At 65.5% G+C, this 20,200-nt stretch carries 24 protein-coding genes and 1 pseudogene; 6 read left to right on the plus strand and 19 right to left on the minus strand.

Annotation, left to right across the window (positions count from 1 at the left end):
* Nucleotides 1-85 precede the first annotated feature (85 nt).
* Entirely contained in the window at nucleotides 86-841 is a 756-nt protein-coding gene (gene hutC, locus ACIBW7_RS09830) for a histidine utilization repressor (protein WP_397045904.1), read from the plus strand.
* A 186-nt stretch (nucleotides 842-1,027) separates the two neighbouring features.
* Here hutC and ACIBW7_RS09835 read toward each other — a convergent pair whose 3' ends face one another.
* From ACIBW7_RS09835 to ACIBW7_RS09865, 7 genes are all read right to left on the minus strand, one after another.
* Nucleotides 1,028-1,747, minus strand: coding sequence for a Mut7-C RNAse domain-containing protein (locus ACIBW7_RS09835; RefSeq protein WP_397045905.1), 720 nt, complete (start codon nucleotides 1,745-1,747; stop codon nucleotides 1,028-1,030).
* 44 nt (nucleotides 1,748-1,791) lie between these two features.
* Nucleotides 1,792-2,400 (minus strand): hypothetical protein, encoded by a 609-nt coding sequence (locus ACIBW7_RS09840; RefSeq protein ID WP_397045906.1) that lies wholly within the window; start codon nucleotides 2,398-2,400, stop codon nucleotides 1,792-1,794.
* Between the two features lie 3 nt (nucleotides 2,401-2,403).
* Nucleotides 2,404-2,907, minus strand: coding sequence for a F0F1 ATP synthase subunit B (locus ACIBW7_RS09845; protein WP_397045907.1), 504 nt, complete (start codon nucleotides 2,905-2,907; stop codon nucleotides 2,404-2,406).
* Between the two features lie 6 nt (nucleotides 2,908-2,913).
* The gene (locus ACIBW7_RS09850; protein WP_397045908.1) at nucleotides 2,914-3,171 is read right to left on the minus strand and encodes a F0F1 ATP synthase subunit C; all 258 of its coding nucleotides are present in this window, start codon (nucleotides 3,169-3,171) and stop codon (nucleotides 2,914-2,916) included.
* 83 nt (nucleotides 3,172-3,254) lie between these two features.
* The gene (gene atpB / locus ACIBW7_RS09855; RefSeq protein ID WP_397045909.1) at nucleotides 3,255-4,043 is read right to left on the minus strand and encodes a F0F1 ATP synthase subunit A; all 789 of its coding nucleotides are present in this window, start codon (nucleotides 4,041-4,043) and stop codon (nucleotides 3,255-3,257) included.
* Nucleotides 4,040-4,444, minus strand: a complete 405-nt coding sequence (locus ACIBW7_RS09860) for a hypothetical protein (protein WP_397045910.1) — start codon at nucleotides 4,442-4,444, stop codon at nucleotides 4,040-4,042. Before ACIBW7_RS09860 ends, atpB begins: the two co-directional genes overlap by 4 nt.
* A gap of 521 nt (nucleotides 4,445-4,965) precedes the next feature.
* On the minus strand, nucleotides 4,966-6,468 hold the full coding sequence (locus tag ACIBW7_RS09865; protein ID WP_397045911.1) for an FAD-dependent monooxygenase: 1,503 nt from the start codon (nucleotides 6,466-6,468) through the stop codon (nucleotides 4,966-4,968).
* 93 nt (nucleotides 6,469-6,561) lie between these two features.
* Here ACIBW7_RS09865 and ACIBW7_RS09870 point away from each other — a divergent pair, with 93 nt between their 5' ends.
* The gene (locus ACIBW7_RS09870) at nucleotides 6,562-7,203 is read left to right on the plus strand and encodes a TetR/AcrR family transcriptional regulator C-terminal domain-containing protein (protein WP_397045912.1); all 642 of its coding nucleotides are present in this window, start codon (nucleotides 6,562-6,564) and stop codon (nucleotides 7,201-7,203) included.
* Nucleotides 7,204-7,207: 4 nt separating this feature from the next.
* Here the strand turns inward: ACIBW7_RS09870 and ACIBW7_RS09875 are convergent, their stop codons facing one another.
* The 8 genes from ACIBW7_RS09875 to ACIBW7_RS09910 all read right to left on the minus strand — a co-directional run bounded on the left by ACIBW7_RS09875 (nucleotide 7,208) and on the right by ACIBW7_RS09910 (nucleotide 13,052).
* A complete protein-coding gene (locus ACIBW7_RS09875; RefSeq protein ID WP_397045913.1) occupies nucleotides 7,208-7,660 on the minus strand; it encodes a hypothetical protein in 453 nt (150 codons plus the stop codon).
* A gap of 12 nt (nucleotides 7,661-7,672) precedes the next feature.
* Nucleotides 7,673-8,395, minus strand: a complete 723-nt coding sequence (locus ACIBW7_RS09880; RefSeq protein ID WP_397045914.1) for a metallophosphoesterase — start codon at nucleotides 8,393-8,395, stop codon at nucleotides 7,673-7,675.
* Between the two features lie 19 nt (nucleotides 8,396-8,414).
* Nucleotides 8,415-8,666, minus strand: coding sequence for a BON domain-containing protein (locus tag ACIBW7_RS09885; protein WP_040687356.1), 252 nt, complete (start codon nucleotides 8,664-8,666; stop codon nucleotides 8,415-8,417).
* Entirely contained in the window at nucleotides 8,667-9,230 is a 564-nt protein-coding gene (locus ACIBW7_RS09890; protein WP_397045915.1) for a nucleotidyltransferase family protein, read from the minus strand.
* A gap of 126 nt (nucleotides 9,231-9,356) precedes the next feature.
* Nucleotides 9,357-10,328 carry an SDR family oxidoreductase gene (locus tag ACIBW7_RS09895; protein ID WP_397045916.1) on the minus strand — a complete coding sequence of 324 codons (972 nt, stop codon included), beginning with the start codon at nucleotides 10,326-10,328 and terminating at the stop codon, nucleotides 9,357-9,359.
* Nucleotides 10,329-10,337: 9 nt separating this feature from the next.
* The gene (locus tag ACIBW7_RS09900) at nucleotides 10,338-12,092 is read right to left on the minus strand and encodes a glycoside hydrolase family 15 protein (protein WP_397045917.1); all 1,755 of its coding nucleotides are present in this window, start codon (nucleotides 12,090-12,092) and stop codon (nucleotides 10,338-10,340) included.
* The gene (locus ACIBW7_RS09905; protein ID WP_397045918.1) at nucleotides 12,089-12,715 is read right to left on the minus strand and encodes a UdgX family uracil-DNA binding protein; all 627 of its coding nucleotides are present in this window, start codon (nucleotides 12,713-12,715) and stop codon (nucleotides 12,089-12,091) included. The genes ACIBW7_RS09900 and ACIBW7_RS09905 overlap by 4 nt, the downstream gene beginning before the upstream one ends.
* 7 nt (nucleotides 12,716-12,722) lie before the next feature.
* Nucleotides 12,723-13,052: a plasmid stabilization protein gene (locus ACIBW7_RS09910; protein WP_397045919.1), complete on the minus strand. Its 330-nt coding sequence runs from the start codon at nucleotides 13,050-13,052 to the stop codon at nucleotides 12,723-12,725.
* Nucleotides 13,053-13,146: 94 nt separating this feature from the next.
* Between ACIBW7_RS09910 and ACIBW7_RS09915 the strand changes: the two genes are divergently transcribed.
* A complete protein-coding gene (locus ACIBW7_RS09915) occupies nucleotides 13,147-14,403 on the plus strand; it encodes a serine hydrolase domain-containing protein (protein WP_397045920.1) in 1,257 nt (418 codons plus the stop codon).
* A 1-nt stretch (nucleotide 14,404) separates the two neighbouring features.
* Here ACIBW7_RS09915 and ACIBW7_RS09920 read toward each other — a convergent pair whose 3' ends face one another.
* The 4 genes and pseudogenes from ACIBW7_RS09920 to ACIBW7_RS09935 all read right to left on the minus strand — a co-directional run bounded on the left by ACIBW7_RS09920 (nucleotide 14,405) and on the right by ACIBW7_RS09935 (nucleotide 17,252).
* On the minus strand, nucleotides 14,405-14,668 hold the full coding sequence (locus ACIBW7_RS09920; protein ID WP_397045921.1) for a hypothetical protein: 264 nt from the start codon (nucleotides 14,666-14,668) through the stop codon (nucleotides 14,405-14,407).
* Nucleotides 14,665-15,822, minus strand: coding sequence for a (Fe-S)-binding protein (locus ACIBW7_RS09925; RefSeq protein WP_397046537.1), 1,158 nt, complete (start codon nucleotides 15,820-15,822; stop codon nucleotides 14,665-14,667). Before ACIBW7_RS09925 ends, ACIBW7_RS09920 begins: the two co-directional genes overlap by 4 nt.
* Nucleotides 15,799-17,073: pseudogene (locus tag ACIBW7_RS09930) on the minus strand (FAD-binding oxidoreductase); the annotation flags it as partial. The gene ACIBW7_RS09925 and the pseudogene ACIBW7_RS09930, both read right to left, overlap by 24 nt.
* Nucleotides 16,962-17,252, minus strand: a complete 291-nt coding sequence (locus ACIBW7_RS09935) for an FAD-binding oxidoreductase (RefSeq protein ID WP_397045922.1) — start codon at nucleotides 17,250-17,252, stop codon at nucleotides 16,962-16,964. The gene ACIBW7_RS09935 and the pseudogene ACIBW7_RS09930, both read right to left, overlap by 112 nt.
* A gap of 127 nt (nucleotides 17,253-17,379) precedes the next feature.
* On the opposite strand from ACIBW7_RS09935, the gene ACIBW7_RS09940 reads away from it, so the two are divergent.
* Genes ACIBW7_RS09940 through ACIBW7_RS09950 form a run of 3 tightly spaced genes read left to right on the plus strand, consistent with a single transcriptional unit; the run spans nucleotide 17,380 to nucleotide 20,200 of the window.
* Nucleotides 17,380-19,176: a thiamine pyrophosphate-requiring protein gene (locus tag ACIBW7_RS09940; RefSeq protein ID WP_397045923.1), complete on the plus strand. Its 1,797-nt coding sequence runs from the start codon at nucleotides 17,380-17,382 to the stop codon at nucleotides 19,174-19,176.
* On the plus strand, nucleotides 19,173-19,739 hold the full coding sequence (locus ACIBW7_RS09945) for a hemerythrin domain-containing protein (RefSeq protein WP_397045924.1): 567 nt from the start codon (nucleotides 19,173-19,175) through the stop codon (nucleotides 19,737-19,739). Before ACIBW7_RS09940 ends, ACIBW7_RS09945 begins: the two co-directional genes overlap by 4 nt.
* The gene (locus ACIBW7_RS09950; RefSeq protein ID WP_397045925.1) at nucleotides 19,736-20,200 is read left to right on the plus strand and encodes a Na+/H+ antiporter subunit E; all 465 of its coding nucleotides are present in this window, start codon (nucleotides 19,736-19,738) and stop codon (nucleotides 20,198-20,200) included. The genes ACIBW7_RS09945 and ACIBW7_RS09950 overlap by 4 nt, the downstream gene beginning before the upstream one ends.

The following is a 20,200-nucleotide window of genomic DNA, read 5'->3' on the forward strand; positions in this document are numbered from 1 at the left end:
GCCCAGATGCATAGTCCTGTATATACAAGTGACTGTCAACCGGAACGGCTAAGGTTGCGGCCAGGCGAGGTGAGAGGTGGTGGCGATGGCCCGCCCGGTGGGCGATGCAGACCTGGCGGTCTTGTTCGCGGCGTCCGGATCCGATACGGCACCCGCGTACGAGCGGATCAAGACCCTGATCCGCACGCAGATCGGTGCCGGACGCTGGGTCGCGGGGGACCAGCTGCCCTCGGAACATCAGCTGGTCGACGCGCTCGGGATCTCCCGCATGACGGTCAACCGGGCACTGCGTGAGTTGGCCGCGGCCGGGGTGGTCGTTCGGATGATGGGGGTCGGCACCTTCGTCGCACCCGCGAAGGTGGCCTCGCCGCTGTTCGAGGTGCGCAATATCGCCGACGAGATCCAGCAGCGCGGTCATCGGCACCGCACCGAGGTCATCTTCCTGCGCAGCGAACCCCTCGATACCGACAACCCACTGCTCGACGATTGGCCGAGCGATTCGGTTTTTCATTCGCTGCTGGTGCATTTCGACGACGAGGTGCCGATCCAGGTGGAGGACCGCTACGTGAACCCCGCGGCCGCACCCGGCTATCTCGACCAGAATTTCGCCGAGATCACCCCGAACCGGTACCTCAGCGAGGTGGCCCCGCTGGTGCGCGGCGAACACGTCGTCGAGGCCGTGCAGGGCAGCCAGGAGGACTGCGGGCTACTGCGCATCCGCCGCACCGAACCGTGTCTCCAGATCCGCCGCCGCACCTGGTCCGCGAGCGCTCTGGTCAGTGTGGCCCGCCTGGTCCACCCGGGCTCCCGCAGCCGCCTCGAAGGTGCGTTCGGAGCCTGATCCGGCTGTGCGGGAACGTCTCCCGCGGATCGATTTCGCGCGCCACGCACGTCTCGTCGACGAGTTTCGGGCAGCGCGGAGAGGTGCGCGTCATTGCGGACAGGCGTGTGGCTTGGTGAGGCGTGTGGCGTTGGGAGGAGTGTGGTGTGGGGAGGCGTGTGGCGTGGAAGGCGCGCGATATCGCGGTCAGGTGCCGAAGCGGAGGGCGTGGGTGACGATCGCGTCGAGTCGCGCGTGATGCGCACCTTTCCAATAGGTCCGGCCGCAGTCGACGCACTGTGCGAACGCTTCGTAGGTGCGTTCGGTCTCGTCCGGGAGTTGTCCGCGCAGGGTCTGCTTATCGGTTACGCGCAGCGGGCCGTTGCAGGCCGTACAGCGGGTCCACGGCGCAAGGGGCGGTGCGAAACGCGATAGCACGTCGTCGAGTTGTTCGACGGGACGGTGACTGTAAATGTATGCGCCAGCGAAGATTTCGCGTCGACGCAGCAGTCCGCGATCGCGGGAGAGCAGGATGCGATGTTCGGTTGCCGAGCGCGTGGCGAGTGCGGCGTCGCCGATATCCGGATTCTCGTAGGCGGTGTCGACGCCGAGTAGCCGCAGCCGCCGCGCCAGGGTGCCGAGGTGGATATCCAGCAGGAAACGCAGCGGTTCGTCGAATCGCTGCGGGCGCACCACGGCGCGCACCGAGACCGCATCGCCGTCGGCGGGCAGATGCGCCGGGCTCATCGACCGACCATCGACCAGCAGCTCGCCCACCTCGGTGAGCGGGACGCCGAGCGATTCCACGATATGTCCGAGCGTCGACACGGTGTCGATCCGCACGGACGAGCGACCGTCCCGCTGTGCGGCCGCGACGAACAGCCGCAATTCGGGCGCGAAATCGATCGTGATCTGCGCGGTGCTCACGCGGCCAGCATGCCAGGGCATGCGGTCCGGCGACCACCCGGTTTTTACAAAGCCCAGGGCTCGGCGCGGCGTCGGACCGGTGGCTCGGCGTTGGCCATCGCCTCGAGGTCCTCGAGGAATTTGTCGATACTGTCGGCCGCCACGTGCGTGGAGCCGATCTCGTAGCGGACCTTTTCCTCGGTGCTGTCCATGACCGTGGTGATGAGCTCGTCCTTCAGATCGCGGATGAGCTGGGTGCGCATCTGGGCGATCTGGTCGCGGCCCTGGCTGCGGACCCGGGCAACCTCGGCGTCGGCGAATTCGCGCATCTTGGCGATGATGCGTTCGGCGTCGGCGCGCGCATCCTCGCGGATGTGCTCGAGTTCGGCCTGGGCGTCGGTGACCGCGTTGTCGTAGGCGCGTTTGGCCTCGACGAGGCGGTCGGCCGCCTGCTGGTTCTCCTCGAGCTGTTTCTGGATATTGTTCTGCGCCTTGGCCATCAGCCGTTTGACCGGCGGTGCCACCCATTTGACGATGACGAAGATGATGACCGCGAAACCGAAGAGCTGGCTGAAGAAGATCGGCCAGTCGAAGGTGATGTGGAAGATGCCCGAGTCCTCGGACTCGGCTGCGTGTATTGCCCCTTCGGCAAGGATGCCGCTGTTGAGGTTCATTGGCTACGCTCGTTCTGACTGATGGCCGGCGCTGGAGCCGGCGTGCCGATCCTTGATGCCGAGCACTCGATCGGCCAATGTCTCGGCGAGCGGTTCGACAGCCTCACGCAGCTCCGCGGCCACCTGGTCCGCCTGGGCCCGCAGTTCCGTCGCGGATTCCGCGACAATCCTGTCGGCCTCGTCCTGCGCCTCACTTCGCAACTGCTCGAGGATAATTCGGCCCTCGTGCCTTGCCTGGTTCCTGATCTCGACCGCTTCACTGCGCGCCTGCGCGACGGCCGCCTGATATTTCGCTTCGGCGTCGGCGAACAAGGATTTGGCTTCCTTGTTGTCGACCGCGGTTTCGGCGACTCTCGCCTCGCGTTCCGCCAATACCTTGCGTATCGGCGGAACGACGAACAGCCACATGACCCCGAGCACGATCAGGAAGATCAACAGCTCGGCGAAGAATGTGCCGTTGGGGATCAGGAAGTTCCCCTCGGCAACAACATCCGTTCGCGGAGTCATACTGAATTACTTACCTGGAGTAGCGAATACGAAAAGCGCCATGAACGCTAGATTGATGAAGTACGCCGCCTCGACCAGACCGACGGTCAGGAAGAAGTTACCGCGGAGGCGACCCTCGGCTTCCGGCTGACGGGCAACGCCGTTGATCAACGCGGCACCGGCGAGTCCGTCACCGATACCCGCGCCGATGGCGCCACCGCCCATAATGATGCCGCCGCCGATGAGCGCGCCCTGGATGATGGCTGCCGTGGTTGCGTCTGCCATTTTTCACTTCCTGTTCTTTGCTGAGCTCGATCGGCGGCGCCGATCTGTTGTTGTTTAGAACGACCCGAAAGCGGTCGTCGGGGCTAGTGTTCGTGCTCCAGCGACATCGACTGGCTGAAGTAGAGGACGGTCAACAGCGAGAAGATGAATGCCTGGATTGCTCCGACGAAGAGATCGAAGAGTTTCCAGATGGCGTTCGGCCCCCAGCTGATCCAGAACGGGAACAGTGCAATCACCGAGACCATCACGCCGCCCGCGAACATGTTGCCGAACAATCGCAGCGACAGCGAGAGCGGTTTGGCGACTTCCTCGATGACATTGATGAAAACCATCGGGCCCCATCCGGTGTGGCCCTTCAGCAACTGCTTGGCATGCCCACCGGGCCCGCGCCGATAAATACCCGCACCCTGATACATGATGAAGACGAACAGGGCCAGCGCATAGACGAAGTTGACGTCCGACGCAGGTGGTGCGATCAATTCGCCGTGTCCGTACTGCACCGGCAGCACGGACAGCCAGTTCGACAACAGGATGTAGATGAACAGCGTGACGGCCAATGGCAGCGCGAACGGCGCGACCTTCATGCCGATGGCGCTTTCCACCTGGTTGCGCATCTGGACCGTCACGGTCTCGAAGAACAGCTGCACGCCGTTCGGCACGCCCGAAGTCAGCTTCGCCCGCAGGTAGAACGCCAGACCGAGTACGATCGCCGCCGCGATGGCGGTCGAAATGATCGTGTCGACATTGAAGTCCATACCCCACAGATGCGCGACCGCGTGTTCGCCGACCTTGATTTTCGGCTCTTCGGCGGGCGTTTCCTGTGCGAGCACTGGAAGCGCCGACTGGGCGATGAAGGCGAGTTGATTCGTCATGATTGCTGGCGAAGCTCCTTCACTTCAGGCAAGACGGTGACCAACACCAGAATCACTTGAAAGGCAGCCAGGCCGAAGAAGATTCCGATGCCGTGCGGCCTTGCCAGGAAACCCACTGCGAGCGAACCGCCGGTTATTGCGATCAGTCGAGTCGCGGAGGAGAGGTACAACCCCTGCTTCCGCGGTTTCTCGGCGTCGGCGACTCGGTTCACCGTCAGTCGGGTCAGTTGTGCATTCACCCAACCGAGTCCGAGTCCGATGCAGATGAACAGGCCGAGCAGCAGCCGGTCGAGCGGACCGGTCGCTGCCAGGGTCAGCACGCCGACGCCGATTGCGAAGACAGTCGCACGGCGCATTCGGAGTGCGTTGACATCCATTGCGACACCGCCTTCGCCGGTCATCCCACCTCGTAGTGGGGTCTTAATTGATCGATAGCATACACATTAACAACCCTTTTGGAAGGCAACGTTTTTGATCTTTCTACGGCGAGATTTCGAGCGATGTCCGTTGGGCGACAGTGTCACACGGGAGACGACAAGATCAACTGGCGATCTCGATTCGTATGGAGATAAATCGGACAAAACGGTCACCGTACTGCTTCCCGCTATTCCTTGGCGTATTCAATCTTCGTGTCTAATTTCGGTCATGCTTTTGTAAAGGGATTCCAAAATGGCGGCCGATACGCTGAGCTGGAGTCTGCTCGCGGCATCGAATCGCGCGATCGCCGCGATATCCCGATACCGCATGTGGGTGGCAACTGATGGTTGCTGGCGCGCTGCCGCTCGGGCCGCAATTCGGCGGGTGCCTGGCCGGTCGCGGGGCCAGGGCGCCGGGCCTCGGTTCGGCACCCGCCGGGGCGGTGACATCGAGGCCGGTGGTGGTGGGAGACGCGCGGCGGGTCGAGTCGGCGGGCAGGGGCAGGTCATCGAACAGTTGATCCGCCCGTGGATTCGGGGGCGCCGACCCAGGTGGTGAGTGCTTCGGTCAAGCCTGCGGCGGTGGGTTCGCCAGTAGCCCATGCGACGTAGCCGTCGGGGCGCAGCAGGACAGCGGCGGGAGCTTGGATCGCACCGAAACCGGGGATGGTCCAATGCTCGGCGCGGCCGACGGCGCTGATGATCTCGACCCGGTCGTGCCATTCCGGGACAGCCGGCACGTCGTTTCCGTTGAGTATCAACAGGACCGGGCGGCCCGCACGCAGCAGTTCGTGGACCCGAGCGTCGCCGTCCGAGGTGGTGATATCGGCATCCGGGACGCGACGGCCGATGAGCGGGTGCTCGCCCTTGATGTCGTAGCGGATGTCGAGCGCGGTGATCATCAGGCCGAGGCGGTGGCGCACCTGCTCCATATCGATCAGATCGCTCATGATGTCGCGCAGTGCGTCGGTGTGCGGGCCGGGACGTCCGAGTGCGGTCTGGGCGCGGGTGTTGTGCAGGACGCGGGCGGCGATGGGGTGGCGTTCGGACTCATAGGTGTCGAGCAGTTCGTCGGATGCGTTGCCGCGCAAGGTGGCGGCGAGCTTCCAGCCGAGATTCATCGCGTCCTGCACCCCGAGGTTCTGGCCCTGACCGCCCGCCGGGTAGTGGATGTGCGCGGCATCCCCGGCCAGGAAGACGCGATCCACGCGGTAGCGGTCGGCCTGTCGGGCGGCATCGCTGTAGTGCGAGATCCAGCGCGGGCTGTGCATGCCGAAGTCGGTGCCGGCGAGTTCGGTGAAGTTGGCGCGGAAATCCTCGAAGCTCAGTTCGGCGCCGCGCTCCAGGACGAGGTCGTGGCGCTGCACAAGCAGTCGGTACCAGCCGGGCTCGAATTGGACCGCGGAGAAGTCGCCCGCACCGGCGCGGTGCGCGAAGACGGTCTGTGCGGGTGGATCGGCCAGTTCGACATCGGCGAGCATGCCTGTCGCGGTCGCGTCGGTGCCGACATAGTCGATGCCCGCCAGTTTGCGCACCGCACTACGGCCGCCATCGCAGCCGACCAGGAATGCAGCGCGAATCCGGTGTGGATTCGGGCCGCCGATTTCCACCTCGACACCCGTCGCGTCCTGCCGGAAGCCGACAACCGGCGAACCCCACTGCACGACCGTGCCGAGTTCGGTTGCGTGCCGGTCGAGTTCGCGCTCGATTACCGACTGCAGGACGGCGAGGGTGAAGGGGTAGCGGGTATTGAAGTCGCTGAAGTCCAGGCGCAGGCCGCCGAAATGCCCGGCCTGCATGACACGGCCGAGCGGGAGCAGGTCGTCGAGCAGGCCGCGCTGATCAAGGATTTCCATGGTGCGGGCGTGGATCCCACCCGCCCGCGATTCGCCGGTGCGCGCCGGAAGTCCATCGACGAGCGCGACATCCACGCCCGCCAGACGCAGTTCGTAGGCCAGCATCAGCCCGGTCGGTCCGGCGCCGGCGATCACCACATCGGTCGTTTCCATGTCGGTCTCCTTAACATTGTTAAGCGATTTAACGTTGTTAAGGAGACCAGAACATTGTTAAGGTGTCAAGAGGTCGGACAGTAGGAGGTGACAGTGAAGATCGATGCGAAGGTGATCGCCGAGGCAGCGTTGGGTTTGCTCGACGAGGTCGGTCTCGACGGACTGACCATGCGGAAGGTGGCCGCGGCCCTCGACGTGCAGGCACCCGCCCTGTACTGGCATGTCAAGAACAAGCGCGAACTACTCGATGCGATGGCACGGCGGGTATTCGTCTCCGCTGTCGACGGGATCGAGGCGCCACGGCAGGGAGAGGATTGGCAGGATTGGGTGGTGGCGGTGGCCGGGCGGTTGCGCCGGTCGATGCTGCGCTATCGGGATGGGGCGAAGGTGCTGGCCGGAACCTATGTCAGCGATGAAGCCATGTGGCGCACCACCGAACTGACCCTGCGCACGCTCGAGGACGCGGGCTTCTCGGTGGACCACGCCGAGCGGGTGTTTCCGATCATGCTGCACTACACGATCGGGTTCGTTATAGAGGAACAGGCGCAATCCGGCGCGGAGTACGCCGACAGCAATCCCTACGATCCCGCGCGGATTGCGCAGACCGTCGATGCCGAGCGTTACCCGCGGACCGCCCGGATGGTGGCCGAGCTGTTCGACGCCGACACCGATGTCGAATTCGAACGCGGTCTGCGGGTCATCCTGGCTGGCATCCTCGCGACGCGATCCCCGTAACCGCTCAGCGGCCGAAGCCCGCCAGACCATCGGCGAGAGTGCTGATATTCAGAGCGTCGAGCACCTGTTGCCGGACGTCCGGACACTGGGTGGTGGTGATGCGATCGACGATGGCGCGGTCCGTCAGGACGGTGTCGTTGAGGCCGCCGTTGCGGGCCGCCCAATCGTGCACCGTGCCGTTGAAGTCGAGCTTGCCGAGCTGCGAGCCCTCGGTGCGCCAACGGTCGACCTCGGGTTTCAGCATGTCGCACAGCTGTTTCGCCGCAGTCGGGGTGATCTCGTCCGGATTGGGCACCTGTGCGGAGCTGCCCGGGGACGAGAAGGTGATGGTGATGTCGGGATGGGAGGTCGGGGTGGCGGGCACCGGGTCGAGGGGGCCGTTGCCGCCGCAGCCGGCGAGCAGGGCCGCCGCCACGGTCGCCGCGGCCAGCGTGGCGATGGATCCGATCGAGGGCATCGGTACTCCTTATTATTCTTTTGTTTCCGGTGACAGCTCGTAGACGACGTAGGCGGTGCGCACCACCGGTTCAGCCACATTGCGTACCCGGATGCCGCCCGGCGTGGTGCCGCGTTCGGTGCCCGCGTGCGCGTGCCCGTGGATAGCGAGGTCGGCCCGCTGGTCATCGATGGTTTCGCCGAGTAGATAGGAACCGAGGAACGGGTAGATCTCGCGTGGCTCGCCGTGCAGGGTGTCGCTGATCGGGGAGTAGTGGGTCAGCGCGATCGTGATATCGGTGTGCAGGCCCGCCAGCGCGTCGCGCAGCATCTCCGCGAGGTCGACGGTGTGCGAGGCGAATTCGCGCATCACGCGCTCACCGAAGACGCTCGCGCATTTGCCCGCGAAACCACCGCCGAAGCCCTTCGTCCCCGCTATGCCCAGGGTGTGTCCGTCGACCGCGAATTCCGTTGCGGTGCCCTCCAAAACGGTGATGCCGTGATCGGTGAGCTCGGCCGTGATCTCGTGCTGCGCGTCGCTGTGGTGGTCGTGATTGCCGAGCACCGCGACGACCGGAACGCCGAGATCGGCGAATTCCGCGGCGACGACGCGGCCTTCCTCGACCGTGCCGTGCCGGGTGAGATCACCGGCCAACAGCAGCACATCGGCGCGGTCGTGCAGTTCCGCGAGTGCCGGGCGGAGTTCGCCGCCCGACTCGGCGCCGAGATGGATGTCACCGATTGCCGCGATCCGCATGCCACACTCCTTTCCGGTCTCAGTCCGCCAGCGCCTCGGCGGGCCCCGGCGCGCAGGGCGGCGTGACGTGCACGTCGTTGTGGATGTGGGCGCGCGGAAGCTGTTCGCGCACCACCTTTTCCATCTGCAGCTTGCGTTCGATACTGCTCACCTCGCCGCCGAGGACGACGACATCGCCGCGGATCGTCACCTGCACCCCGAGTTCGGCGGTGCGTGGATCCTCGGCCAGCGCCCGGCGCAGGTGCGCGACCAGATATTGCGGTCGATCCATTCACACCACCCGCTTCGGTTCGATTATTCCGAGATCGTCCAGCAATCCGAGGAAGGCTCGGGCGTAGGGCGAAATGTCGGTTTCCTTGCGCACCCGCTCCCAATCCACTTGTTCGCGCAGATCGCGTGCGATCGTCAACAGTGGGCTCAGGTCCAGTCGATGCGCATCGAAGACCAGTAATTTGTCGATCATCAGGTCGGTCGCGCTGATCACCGGCGCCATCGTCGGGCCGACGCGCATCATGTCGGCGCGATCGAGCAATTCGTCGGTGACGGCACGGTTGTTCGGTCGGTAGATCAGGTCGATGAGGACGCCGCCGTCATAGACCTTGGTCAGCCAGTCCTCCGGCGGATCGGCGACCCGCAATCCGCCGCGGGCCAGCGCACTGCGGGCCTGCGACAGGTCGGCGGGCTTGATGAAGATGTCGACATCGTGCTCCGAGGCGGGCCCGCCGCGCGCGTACACCGCGCAACCACCCGCGACCGCGAAGCGGATACCGGCATCCGCCAGCGTATTCACCGCCCGGGTGAGCGCGTGGAGTAGTTGGTCGATCGTCGGGACCATATGTGCGCCATACCCGCGGTTCGGTCGGTTAATCGCCGACGTCGGTCGGGGTCTGCGGGCTGTGCCGCCGGCCCAGTCCAACCAACCCCACCCATACCGATACTGCCTCGGCGCCCCTGCCGTCGCTCAATGCCGACGAAAACCACTGGCCAATGTCTCGAGCCCCCGGCTCAACCACACCTGTGTACTGCGCCGGTGCGCACGATCATCGAACTCGCCGTGCGCGCCGAAGTCGTATCCACCGGCCCGGTCGACCGGCTCCCAGAGATTGTCGGCCCGCGCGTCGGCGTCGGCATCGGTCTGCTGCGAGTCGTACCCGGTGCGGGCGAGATATCGGTCGAGCAGGCTGGGCGCGAGCCGTTGTGCGAGCAGCGTCCCCGTCGTGCTCGCGCCGACCCAATATTCCTTGCGTTCAGGATGTTTCGCGGCGAAGGCGATCGAGCGCGCGATGATCTCGGGTTGGTAGATCGGGGGCACCGGCTGTGGCCGCTTCGGCAATCGCGACAGCACCCAGGAGAATTGGGGCGTATTGACCGCGGGTGCCTGCACCAGCGTGATGTGCACATTGCGGCCCTCGTGCATCAGTTCGACCCGCACCGACTCGGTGAATCCGTTGATCGCGTGCTTGGCGGCGCAATAGGCCGACTGCAGCGGAATCGAGCGGGCGCCGAGCGCCGAGCCGACCTGTACGACAGCGCCGCGGTCACGCGTCCGCATGCGCGACAGCGCGGCCATGGTGCCGTGCACGGTGCCGAGATAGGTGACTTCCGTGACCCGCCGGAACTCCGCGGCGGCAATCTGCTCGAACGGCGCGAATACCGAGGTGAAGGCCGAGTTCACCCAGACATCGATGGGTCCGAGCACCTCCTCGGCCCGCGTCGCCGCCGCCTCGACCGCCGCGTAATCCGCGACATCGACCGGAATCGTCAGCGGCTCACCACCCGCCGCGCGCACATCATCGGCGGCGGCCGCGAGCCCGGCGTCGCCGCGGGCGAGCAGCGCGACTTTGCAACCGCTCGAAGCGAATTCGCGTGCGGCCGCGCGACCGATGCCCGCACTCGCCCCGGTGATCACCACTACTCGGGGTTCGAAACTCATCACAACTCCTTACTCATCGCCGAATCGGGTGAGCTGGACCGAGGATTCGAACAGCATCGCGTGCACAAAGGCCTGCGGCATATTGCCGCGCAGCTGACGCTGCCGGACATCGAATTCCTCGGCGAACAATCCGGGCGTACCGCATGCCGCGCGATTGCGCTCGAAATAGCGTGCCGCCGAAACCTGGTGTCCGAGTCGGGCGGCCGCGATCGCCATGACGAATCCGCAGAACAGGAATGCGCCCTCGTTCGTCTCCAGCGGCTGCTCGTCGTGGCGGTAGCGATAAACGTAGTAATCCGTGCACAATTCGCGCTCGACGGCCCGATAGGTGGCGAGGCTGCGCGGATCGTCCGCGGGTACACCGCCTCGGATGGCGGGCAGCAGCAGGGCCGCATCGACACCCGCAGCATCCGGCGCCTGCTGCCACGCACCGCTGGGATGCACACTGGTGCGGGCGGTTTCGGCCATGATGGTGTCGGCCAGCGCTGCACAGAACACCGGGTCGGCACCGGTCTCGGCGACGGCGGCAACAGCACGCAGACCACTGACGCAGGCCAGCCGGGAGTGTGTCCAAGACCGGTCCTCGATCTCCCAGATGCCCGAATCCGGTCGAGGCCAGCGTTCGGCGATCGCGCCGACCGCCACCGAAACCGCCTTGCGGCTGTCCTCGGTGAGCCGCTCGTGCCGCGCGCCCGCGGCGAACAACAGTAGTGCCTCGCCGAATACATCGAGTTGGGATTGGTCGCGCACCCGGTTGCCGACCACGGTACGACCGCCCGGATAACCGGGTACGTCCAGATTGCTCGGCTCCGGGATGGGTTGGCCGGTGATCGTATACGCGGGCAATACGTCGGGTCCTTCGGCGAGCAGCCGCTCGGCCACGAAACGTAACGCATTGTCCAGCAACGGGTGTGGGCCGTCTGCTGCCACGGCTTGACCGGCGAAGCATTGGTCGCGAAGCCATACGTAGCGGTAGTCGTAGTTCTCGCCGCGGTCCGCGCGCTCGGGCAGGCCCGTGGTGGCCGCGGCGACCATACCGTTGGTGGAACTGGTCATACCACGCATGACCGCGTAGGCCTGAGCGGTATCGCGGGATGGGGCACACGGCCCCAGCTTCGGAACCCCACGCTGCCAAGCGGATTCGGTCCGCGCCCAGGCCGTGTGCGGATCGGGTGGTTCGCCGGGCAGTGCGATATCGGACAATTCGAGGACGAGATCATGAGTCTCGCCTTGTCGTAGCGTTATCCGATCGGCCCAGCCGCGACCATCGCGGACCGAGGCGGCCGCGCCGCCCGTCCAACGCAGTGCGAGGTCCCCGACTCGCGCGAGCCATACACCGTCGTCGGTGCGGTGCAGGTCGTGTGTCTCCGCCTTGCCGAACTGTCCGGCGGGCCGCAGCACCACATCGACCTCGGCAGCGCCGTGCACCGCGACGATCCGGCGCAGCACCACAACCCGATGTGGATCACCGGGAAAGGCCAGCGCCTCCCGGCATTCGACCACCGACGAGCCGACCAGCCAGTGCGAATTCCAGATCAACGTGCCCGACTGGTAGTAACCGCCCCACACGTAGCGCCCGGACGGCGTCACCGAATACGCGCCGTCACCGCCGACCAGTCCGGCGAAAACCGCGTCGCTGTGCCAGCGTGGTGCGCACATCCAGGCGAAGTCACCGTGCGGACCGACCAGCACACCGCGCTCGCCGTCCGCGAGGAATGCGTATTCGCGCAGTACATGCGGCCGGGTGATATTTTCGGCCGTCACATCGGTCGTATACCACCGCACACCGTTCGCAACCTTTTCAAGTCTGCGACGAATCCCGCGTAGGCCTCGTCGCGATCGGGCGCGCGCAGCACCGACGACGGGTGCACGGTCGCGATCACCGCGTAATCCGGCATCGGGACGAACTCGCCGCGCCGCTCGGAGACCTTGAACGAGGGACCGAGTACGGCCTTGGCGGCGATCGCGCCGAGACAGACCACCAGTTGTGGCTCGATGACCCGCAACTCGGCGTCGAGCCAGGCCGAACAGGCGACGATTTCGGTGCGTCCGGGTTGCTTGTGGATGCGGCGCTTACCACGCTCCTCGAATTTGAAGTGCTTCACCGCATTTGTCACATAGATCCGGTCGCGGTCGATTCCGACTTCGGCGATGGCACGGTCGAGCAGGCGCCCGGCGGGGCCGACGAACGGGTGTCCCCGCACGTCCTCCTGGTCGCCGGGCTGCTCACCGATCATTACGACGTCGGCGTCATCCGGGCCCTCCCCGAACACCGTCTGGGTGGCGTGCCGGTAGAGCTCGCATCCGTGACAGCCGCACGAGGCCCGCCGCAACTCGGCCAGACTCGCGTGCGGCGGTACGAACTCCGCGGCGCCCGGCACGGCCATATCCGCCTCAGTCCTTACCCAGCGCCCGCGCGAGCTGCCGCTTGTTCATCTTCGAGCGGCCCTTGATATTGCGTTGCCTGGCCTCGTTGTACAGCTGGTCGCGGGTCGGGCCCTTCGGACCACTGCGGCCCGAACGCTGTCCACCGCGCTGCTGTGGGGACTTGTCCTTGATCGAGGAACGGCTCGCGGTCTTCGACTGCCCGGATTGGGCGCGATTCTTATTGACCGTCCGCGCGGCGATTTCCTTCGCCCGCTGCTGGCTCTCGCCCCGGTCCTCTGCCGAGTCCTTGATGTGCTCGTACTGCCGTTCCTGCTTATTGCTCCATTCCTTTGGCATGTCACACCTCCTGCCCGCCGAGTACCCCGGCTCGTTTCGTGAAACCAGGCGTGTGCTCGATCGAGGGAAAGATCAGCGTCGATATGCTGGCCCGGTGAAGGTGGTTCCTGGCACGTTGGTGACCGTCGCCGATGATCTGGACGCGGTGACGACGGTCGGGCACGAGGACGATCCGGCCGATGCCGGGTTGACAAACGACGACGTCGCGGCGCTGTGGGCGTCGGTGCAGGCGTGGTACCGGCTGGGGACGACGCCCGCGATTCAGACCTGTCTGCGGCGCAACGGGAAGATCGTGCTGAACCGGGCGATCGGGCACGGCTGGGGGAATGCGCCGAAAGACGGTCCGGATGCGGAGCAGGTGCTCGCGACGCCGGAGACGCTGTTCTGCGGGTTCTCCACGGCCAAGGGGGTGGCCGCGACGCTGATGTTCATGCTGATCGAACAGCGTGCGTTCGCGCTGAATGATCCGGTGTGCAAATACATTCCGGAGTTCGCGGCGCACGGCAAGGACGCGATCACCATCGGCGATGTGCTGTCGCATTCGGCAGGTGTGCCGTTCATTACGCCGCCGTACAAGGGCGTCGAGCTGGTGCTCGACGAGGAGCTGGCCGTACAGGGGTTGGCCGATCTGGTGCCGAGTTGGCCTCGGGGGCGATTCCGGGTTTATCACGCATTGACCAGCGGTTTGATTCAACGGCTGCTGGTGCAGCGGGCCACCGGGAAGCGGATGCGAGAACATCTCGCCGAACAGGTGCTCGAACCATTGGGCTTCCGCTGGAACAACTTCGGGGTCCGGCCCGAGGATGTCGACAAGGTCGTGCCCAGCGTGAAGACCGGCCCGCCACCCTCGCGCATGTCGATGCTTCTGGCGCGCAAGGCCCTCGGCGGTCGGATGGACGGCGCGACCGCCAGGTCCGCGAATCGGGATTTCCTGACCGCCGAACTGCCGTCGGGCAATATCGTCACCACGGCCTACGAGCTGTCCCGTTTCTACGAAATCCTCACCCGCGGGGGCGAACTCGATGGCGTCCGGATCATCGAGCCCGGCACACTCCGCGAAGCGATCCGCCCCGCACGCCGCATACCCGGCCTGGCCGGCCGAGTCAGCAGCGCGGGCTTCGAACTCGGCGCTCGGCGCTCGAAGTTCGGGCGGAACACCCAGTCGCACTTCGGCCGCAGCGGCCTGACGACCCAATACGGCTGGGCCGATCCCACCCGCGGACTCTCCGGCGCGATCCTCACCAGCGGCAAGGCCACCACCGATACCCAACGCCCGTGGGCCCTGGTGGCCCAGATCTCGAACACCATCAGCCAACTCGCGCCCGCCGACCGGATGTTCGACACCGACTGATTCAGTTGTCGCGGATCGCCTCGGCGAGGATTTGTGCCGCGTGTTGCGGACGGGCTTGTGGATCCAGATGTTCTATTTGGGTTCGGCAGCTGAAACCATCTGCCAGGACCAGGGTTTCGGGCTTGCGCTTGCGGATGGTCGGCATGAGCTTGTCTTCGGCGCAGGCTACCGAGACGTCGTAGTGGCCCCGTTCGAAGCCGAGGTTGCCTGCCAAGCCGCAGCATCCGGTATCCAGCACTTCGACGTCGAGTCCGGTTGCGGTCAAGAGCCTTTGGTCGGCCTCGTAGTGCAGGATCGCGTGCTGGTGGCAATGCGGTTGGACCATGCGTGTGCGTCGATGCGCGGGGGTTCCCAGTCGTCGGCTTGTTCGGTGAGGATTTCGCCGAGGGTGCGGACCTGATTTGCCAGGCGGTGGGCGTCTTCGTCGCCGGGAAGTAATTCGGTGAGATCTGAGCGGAAGACGGCGGCGCAGCTCGGTTCGAGCACGACGATCGGGGTGCTCGAGCGCAATTGGGGTTCGAGCTGACGCAAAGTGCGGCGCAATACTCGTTTCGCGGTGGGGAGTTGACCGGTGGAAATCCAGGTCAATCCGCAACAGACTGTGCGCCTCGGTATTTCGATCTCGAATCCGGCAGCCTCCAGTACGGTCACCGCGGCGTCGGCTATTTCGGGAGCGAAGTTATTGGTGAAGGTGTCGGGCCACAGCAGCACTCGGCCCCGGTGGCCACGCTCGTCCGCTCCGCGGCGGGCGAACATCTCGGTGAAGCGCTCGCGGGCGAAGCGGGGGAGTTCGCGGCGCGGGTCGACCCCACCGAGCCGTTTGAGCAGCCCACCCGTGCCCCGGCTCTGCGCCAGTGCATTGGCCGGTGCGGACACGGCGGTGGCGAGCCGGGCCCACAACGGGATCCAGCCCATCGAATAGTGCGCCATCGGCCGGACGCGGTGTTCGTAATGGTGGGAGAGGAATTCGGCCTTATAGGTGGCCATATCGACATCGACCGGGCAGTCGCTGCGGCAGCCTTTGCAGGCCAGGCACAGGTCGAGGGCATCGCGCACCTCGGTGGAGCGCCAGCCATCGGTGATCACCTCGCCCTGGAGCATTTCGAACAGAAGTCGGGCGCGGCCGCGGGTGGAGTGTTCCTCCTCCCCGGTCGCCCGGTAGCTCGGGCACATCACACCGCCCTCGTGACCGCGGCACTTTCCGACGCCGACACAGCGTGCGGCGGCGATGCTGAACCGATGGTCGTCCTCCGGGAAAGCGAAGTGGGTCACCGGCTCCCACGGTCGATAGTTCGCACCTTGGCGCAGGTCCTGATCCAGTGGTCGCGGGTGCACGACCTTGCCGGGATTCATCCGATTGCGTGGATCGAAGAGATGTTTGACCGCGCCGAAGGCCTCGACGATCCGCTCGCCGAACATGATCGGCAGTAGTTCGCCGCGCGACTGACCGTCGCCGTGTTCACCGGACAGCGATCCGCCGTACCGGGTAACCAACTGTGCGCTCTGCTCGGCGAAGCCGCGGTACTTCGAAATGCCTTCCGCGCTGCGGAGATCGAACGGAATGCGGGTGTGGACGCAGCCGTGGCCGAAGTGGCCGTACAGCGAGGACGACTGGTAGCCGAAATCGTCCAGCAGACTTTCGAAGTCGCGAAGATAGTCGCCGAGCCGGTCGGTCGGCACCGCGGCGTCCTCCCAACCCTCATGGGTTTCCGGACTGTCCGGTGGCTAGGCGGTGGCACCGAGGCCCGCTTCCCTGGCCATCCAGATCTCCGCCTCGCGCGCGGGGTCGTCGATCATTGTCGAGGTCGCCCCGGTTTTCATGGTCACTTCCTCGACCATCGTCTGCGCGCGACGGTCGGCTTCGTCCTGGTCGGCACCCTCGAATTGCGCCATCAGCCAACCGTTTCCATCCGGCAGCTGTGCGATCGCACCCCCGGCCAGATGTTCGAGATGCTCCAGGTCGACCAGCCGGTGGTCCACCCCTTCCAGCGCTATCGGGTTGTGCTGCAATACGGTCGGCACCGCATCGGCGGCATCGTAGATATCGGGAAAGCCGAGTACGGTCAGCGCCACCGCTTTCGGGCGCTGTACGAGCTCGATTTCGGCGCGCAGCACCGTCACCAGCGTGGACTCGCTGCCGACGAGCAGTTTCGCGAGATCGAAGCCGTGCTCCGGCAGCAGGGAATCGAGGTTGTAGCCCGACACCCGGCGCGGAATATCGGGATAGTGCTGACGGATGTGCGTCGCGTATTCATCGCGGATCCGCCGCAGGCCGTCGCGCAGGTCCGCAAAACCATCCTGGCAGTCCGCGCCGACCCAACCCCGCAACCCGTCGTAGGTCAGGATTTCCAGCCGCCGCACCGAATCGACCATCTTCCCGTACGCCTGCGCGGTGGAGCCGCAGGAGTTGTTGCCGATCATCCCGCCGATCGTGCAGCTGACATGTGTCGCGGGTTTCGGGCCGACCATCAGGTCGTATCGCGCCAACTGCGCATTGAGCGGGTCCAGCGCGATGCCGGGTTCCACGATCGCGGTGCGGGCCGCCGTATCGACCGAGATCAGCCGATCGCAGTACTGCTCCAATCCAGCACCACGGCCGCATTGCAGCACTGACCGGCCAGACTGGTGCCGCCGCCGCGCGAGAGCACCGGCATATCGTGCTCGCGGCACACCGCGACGGCGGCGGCCGCATCCTCAGGCGTGCGCGGCAGTACCACGCCGAGCGGCACCGCGCGGTAGTTCGAGGCATCGGTGGAGTACGTGGCCCGGGAGCCGGGATCGAAACGCACCTCACCGGCCACCTGCCTGGTGAGTTCGGCCGCGAGTCGCGCCAGCGGGAGATCGATCATTCGCCCAACCCCTCCTGTCTCGGCACAGTGCGGCTACCCGATCCGGTGCGCGGCACACCCGCTGATTGCCTGCCCATTCGCTGGGTATCACCGGTCTGACCAACCCGGATACCAACAGGAGATCCTCATGAAACAACAGGTTGGCGACTACGTCCTGCAGCGACTACGCGAGTGGGGCGTTAACCAAGTCTTCGGATACCCAGGCGACGGCATCAACGGTCTGGTCGCCGCTTTCGGTCGCGCGAATAACAAACCACAGTTCGTGCAGGCCAGGCACGAGGAAATGGCGGCCTTCCAAGCCACCGGCTTCGCCAAATTCAGCGGTAAGGTCGGCGTCTGCACGGCCACCTCGGGACCCGGGGCGATCCATCTGCTCAACGGTCTCTACGACGCCAAACTCGACCATGTCCCGGTCGTCGCGATCGTCGGTCAGACCGCGCGCAGCGCCATGGGCGGCAGCTATCAGCAGGAAGTCGATCTGCAGAGTCTGTTCAAAGATGTTGCCAGCGACTATCTGGTCGAGGTCAATGTCTCGAGCCAATTGCCCAACGCGCTGGATCGGGCGTTCCGAACGGCGATGACCCGGCATGCGCCGACCGCGGTGATCATCCCCGCCGATTTGCAGGAAGAGCCCTACGAGCCGCCCGAACACGAATTCAAGCAGGTGCCGTCCAGCCCACCGCATGCGTTGTCCGCGACGGTGGTCGCGCCGTACACCGAGATCGAACGCGCCGCCGAGATCATCGATGCCGGATCCAAGGTCGCGGTGCTCGTCGGTCAGGGCGCACGCTCGGCCGCGCGCGAGGTGGTCGAACTCGCCGAACTCACCGGTGCGGGTGTGGCGAAGGCGCTGCTCGGCAAGGATGTGCTGCCGGATGATCTGCCGTTCGTCACCGGGCCGATCGGGTTGCTCGGCAGCAGGCCGAGTTATGAAATGATGCGCGACTGCGACACTTTGGTCATCGTCGGCTCGAATTTCCCTTATACCCAGTTCATGCCGGAGTTCGGTCAGGCGCGTGCCGTGCAGATCGATATCGACGGCACCATGATCGGCATGCGCTATCCGACCGAGGTGAATCTGGTCGGTGACGCGAAAGCCACACTGGCCGAACTCATTCCGCTACTGCGCCGCAAGGAGGATCGATCCTGGCGGGCGAAGATCGAGCAGGGGGTGGTCCGCTGGTGGGAGACGGTCGAGCGGCAGGCGATGTTGCAGGCCAAACCGGTCAACCCGATGCGCGTGGTTTGGGAGCTGTCGAAACAGCTTCCGGATAATGCGATCGTCACCGCGGACTCCGGCTCGTCCACCAACTGGTACGCCCGCTGCCTGCGATTCCGCATCGGTACGCGCGGCTCGCTCTCGGGCACCCTGGCGACCATGGGACCCGGCGTGCCCTATGCCATCGGCGCCAAGTTCGCGCATCCGGAACGACCGGCGATCGCATTGGTCGGTGACGGTGCCATGCAGATGAACGGAATGGCTGAACTGCTCACCATCGCACGCTATTACCGGCAGTGGAGTGATCCTCGGCTGATCGTGTGTGTCTTCCACAATAACGATCTCAACCAGGTCACCTGGGAGCTGCGTTCTATGGGCGGCGCACCGAAATTCGAAGAGTCGCAGATACTTCCGGAGACCTCCTACGCCGATCTCGCGCGCTGTATGGGTCTGCCGTCGGTCGCGATCGACGATCCGGACCAGCTCGCCGACGCATGGAGCCTGGCGCTGAGCGCGGATCGTCCGGTGCTGCTCGATGTGCGTTGCGATCCCGAGGTACCGCCGATTCCGCCGCATGCGACCTATGAGCAGATGAAAGACACCGCGGAGGCGGTTATGCGCGGCGATCCGGATGGCTGGCATCTGATGTGGCAGGGCGCCAAGACCAAGGCGCAGGAATTCGTGCCGCATCGGAGTTCGTCATGACCTTGCCATCGACCGAGGACGTCGTCGATCTGCTGACGGCACAGCACAAGCAGATCAAAGAGCTTTTCGCCCAACTGAAATCAGGGCAGGGCAATAAGTCGGAGCTGTTCAAGGAACTGGTCCGGTTGCTCGCGGTGCACGAGAGCGCCGAAGAGGAGGCCGTGCATCCCGTCGCCGCCCGTGCCCGTTTCGGGGCGGACAAGATGGTCGGGCAGCGCCGGGATGAGGAGAACCACGCCAAGCGTGTGCTCGCCGACCTCTACGACCTCGGTGTCGACCATCCGGATTTCGATGCCGAGCTGGCCGAATTCGCCGATGCGGTGATCGACCATGCCGCCCACGAGGAGAACGAGGAATTCGCCCTGCTGCGCCAACAGTTTTCGGTGCATCAGTTGGAACGGATGGCGGGTTCGGTGCGGGCCGCCGAAGCGGTTGCGCCGACCCGTCCGCATCCGAAGACCGGGGAATCCGCGCTGGCGAATCTGCTGGCCGGTCCGCCGCTGGCGGTATTCGACCGGGCGCGTGATGCGGTGCGGGACTGGCGTCGAGAAGACGACGGATGAGCGGGCGCATCGGAGCGGCGGCGGAAGTCGTCGGCTGGTGGGTGGTGCTGGTGTTGCTGTGGCTGGCGACGCTGACGACGTTCAGTCTGCAAGAGTTGGTCGCGGCGGCTGTGCTCGCATTGCCCGCCGCGTTGGCGGGCAGGGTGGGACGTATTGCGGTGCAGGGTAATTGGCGACTGCCGGAAAGGGTTCCGCAGTTGTTGGCCGCACTGCCCGGCGCTGTCGTGCGCGACAGCTGGGCTGCCCTGGTGGTCGCCGCGCGGGGGAGGCCGGTCGGGCGGTTCGAGGAGGACGAACTCGACGCGGAGGCCGATGCGCAGCGGCGTGCGGGGCGGGCGGCATTGATCACCGGCGTGCTCTCGGCGACGCCCGGCTCGCTGGTCATCGATGCCGATCACGACCTGTTACTACATGTTCTCGCGATGCCCGCGACCCGGCTGCGACGGATGTTCGGGGGCTGA

The sequence above is a fragment of the Nocardia sp. NPDC049526 genome, from assembly GCF_044465765.1.
Lineage (GTDB): Bacteria > Actinomycetota > Actinomycetes > Mycobacteriales > Mycobacteriaceae > Nocardia.

Bases quoted from the DNA above. Each gene is read 5' to 3' on its own strand.
- ACIBW7_RS09950 (WP_397045925.1), top strand. From the start codon at position 19,736: ATGAGCGGGCGCATCGGAGCGGCGGCGGAAGTCGTCGGCTGGTGGGTG.
- atpB (WP_397045909.1), bottom strand. From the start codon at position 4,043: ATGACGAATCAACTCGCCTTCATCGCCCAGTCGGCGCTTCCAGTGCTC.
- ACIBW7_RS09865 (WP_397045911.1), bottom strand. From the start codon at position 6,468: ATGGAAACGACCGATGTGGTGATCGCCGGCGCCGGACCGACCGGGCTG.
- ACIBW7_RS09885 (WP_040687356.1), bottom strand. From the start codon at position 8,666: ATGGATCGACCGCAATATCTGGTCGCGCACCTGCGCCGGGCGCTGGCC.
- ACIBW7_RS09925 (WP_397046537.1), bottom strand. From the start codon at position 15,822: ATGTTCGGCGAGCGGATCGTCGAGGCCTTCGGCGCGGTCAAACATCTC.
- ACIBW7_RS09845 (WP_397045907.1), bottom strand. From the start codon at position 2,907: ATGACTCCGCGAACGGATGTTGTTGCCGAGGGGAACTTCCTGATCCCC.
- ACIBW7_RS09880 (WP_397045914.1), bottom strand. From the start codon at position 8,395: ATGCGGATCGCGGCAATCGGTGACATCCATCTCGGCGCCGAGTCGGGC.
- ACIBW7_RS09895 (WP_397045916.1), bottom strand. From the start codon at position 10,328: ATGAGTTTCGAACCCCGAGTAGTGGTGATCACCGGGGCGAGTGCGGGC.
- hutC (WP_397045904.1), top strand. From the start codon at position 86: ATGGCCCGCCCGGTGGGCGATGCAGACCTGGCGGTCTTGTTCGCGGCG.
- ACIBW7_RS09940 (WP_397045923.1), top strand. From the start codon at position 17,380: ATGAAACAACAGGTTGGCGACTACGTCCTGCAGCGACTACGCGAGTGG.
- ACIBW7_RS09850 (WP_397045908.1), bottom strand. From the start codon at position 3,171: ATGGCAGACGCAACCACGGCAGCCATCATCCAGGGCGCGCTCATCGGC.
- ACIBW7_RS09840 (WP_397045906.1), bottom strand. From the start codon at position 2,400: ATGAACCTCAACAGCGGCATCCTTGCCGAAGGGGCAATACACGCAGCC.
- ACIBW7_RS09935 (WP_397045922.1), bottom strand. From the start codon at position 17,252: ATGATCGATCTCCCGCTGGCGCGACTCGCGGCCGAACTCACCAGGCAG.
- ACIBW7_RS09875 (WP_397045913.1), bottom strand. From the start codon at position 7,660: ATGCCCTCGATCGGATCCATCGCCACGCTGGCCGCGGCGACCGTGGCG.
- ACIBW7_RS09905 (WP_397045918.1), bottom strand. From the start codon at position 12,715: ATGGCCGTGCCGGGCGCCGCGGAGTTCGTACCGCCGCACGCGAGTCTG.
- ACIBW7_RS09945 (WP_397045924.1), top strand. From the start codon at position 19,173: ATGACCTTGCCATCGACCGAGGACGTCGTCGATCTGCTGACGGCACAG.
- ACIBW7_RS09860 (WP_397045910.1), bottom strand. From the start codon at position 4,444: ATGACCGGCGAAGGCGGTGTCGCAATGGATGTCAACGCACTCCGAATG.
- ACIBW7_RS09890 (WP_397045915.1), bottom strand. From the start codon at position 9,230: ATGGTCCCGACGATCGACCAACTACTCCACGCGCTCACCCGGGCGGTG.
- ACIBW7_RS09910 (WP_397045919.1), bottom strand. From the start codon at position 13,052: ATGCCAAAGGAATGGAGCAATAAGCAGGAACGGCAGTACGAGCACATC.